Annotated in this window: 2 protein-coding genes and 1 pseudogene; 1 reads left to right on the top strand and 2 read right to left on the bottom strand. The window is 63.6% G+C overall.

Annotation, left to right across the window (positions count from 1 at the left end):
- Both VQ042_RS25555 and VQ042_RS25560 read right to left on the bottom strand, forming a co-directional pair.
- Positions 1 to 275 (bottom strand): annotated as a pseudogene (locus VQ042_RS25555) (transposase); the annotation flags it as partial.
- Between the two features lie 284 nt (positions 276 to 559).
- On the bottom strand, positions 560 to 925 hold the full coding sequence (locus VQ042_RS25560; protein ID WP_331823045.1) for a hypothetical protein: 366 nt from the start codon (positions 923 to 925) through the stop codon (positions 560 to 562).
- 114 nt (positions 926 to 1039) lie between these two features.
- On the opposite strand from VQ042_RS25560, the gene VQ042_RS25565 reads away from it, so the two are divergent.
- Positions 1040 to 1356: transposase (locus VQ042_RS25565; RefSeq protein ID WP_331823046.1), on the top strand; the 317-nt coding region annotated here is incomplete at its 3' end.

A 1356-nucleotide genomic window follows, 5' to 3' on the forward strand; every position in this document is an offset into this window, starting at 1 on the left:
CCACCGCGGGTCATCAGAGCCCAAGCGATACGAGCGATCTTGTTCGCCAGCGCGACCGCGACCAGCATCTTCGGCTTTCGCGCCAGCATACGCGCGAGCCACGAACCATCGGGCGCTCCTCGCCGCGCCGCCAGTTGAACCACGGACATGGCGCCCATGATCAGAAGGCGCCGCAAATCACGCTGACCCATCTTCGATGTTTTGCCCAGCCGCGTTTTGCCGCCAGTAGAGTTCTGCCTGGGCGTAAGCCCCAACCAGGCGGCAAAATCGCGCCCTTTCAGCAATCCAGTCGGACTTGTGGCGATGTCCGTTGCCGCGTGGACCGGGACGGCAGAAACGACGCTGATCAAAAAGAACGATCCGGCAGTTGCAAAAAGGCGGCCGTCGCGACTTGTTCGGAAGTTGAGGAAAGCAAAGGCGGCGCCTTTGAAGACGAAAGCCGGGTCGTCCTAATGCGTTGAAACGCGATGCTGAGCCGAACAGCGCGGGGAGCAAAAGCGAACGCGCCGTGACTTCGGCGTGAAGTCGGTGCCGCACCATTCGCAGGGCTTGGGCTGGATCAGATAGACGCTATTCCAGCACGCCTTTGAGCAGTACCGCTTGCCGGGGCCGCTGGCGTGGTAAGGTTCGCCACACGCCTCGCACCCTCGCACGGCTTCATGATCTTGCGTTGCGCGCCCTTCGTTTTCGATGCGCAGCTTTGCGAGCAATGGGCGATGTCGTCGACGATGTTACGCGGGATGAATCGGTTGGCCTTATATTCGACCTCCAGCTTGTAACCGAACCGGACCGAGAAAAGCTCTTGCTCACTTTCCGGCAAGCCCTGCAGAAACCCGACGTCGAACTGAAGAGCAGTTCGCGCCTGATCCCGGTTGCGGGCGGCGCGGATGATCTCGCGCTTCGGCTGCGCATCCGTCACGCCCATGACGCTGCCGAGCGCTCGCCCGAATTATGCATCATGGTTGGCGGGCCTAGCCCAAGCCTCTGATCCGGCGTAGTTTTTGGGTGCTGACGCCAAAAACATCAGATCGGAGAGGCCATGCCCGCCAAGGAGGAGACTACACCGCCGCTGCCGGGCCTGTCACCGGTGAACGGCAAGGTGGTGACCGCCCGTTTCGACGGCGGCTCGCTGTCCTCGGACGCCGGGTTACTGGCGCTGCGCGAGGTCGAGCGGCGGCTCGACGTGGCCGGCAAGCTCGCGGCCTGCATCGACGACCCCCGCGATCCCGCCCGCACCCTGCATAGCGCCGCCGACATCCTGCGCTTCCGCATGCTGATGATCGCGGCGGGCTACGAGGACGGCATCGACGCCAACGCCCTGCGCGCCGACCCGGTGTTCAAGATGGCGCTGGAGCG

The organism is Aurantimonas sp. A2-1-M11 (assembly GCF_036549475.1).
Classification (GTDB): Bacteria; Pseudomonadota; Alphaproteobacteria; order Rhizobiales; family Rhizobiaceae; genus Aurantimonas.

Bases quoted from the DNA above. Each gene is read 5' to 3' on its own strand.
- VQ042_RS25560 (WP_331823045.1), bottom strand. From the start codon at position 925: ATGGGCGTGACGGATGCGCAGCCGAAGCGCGAGATCATCCGCGCCGCC.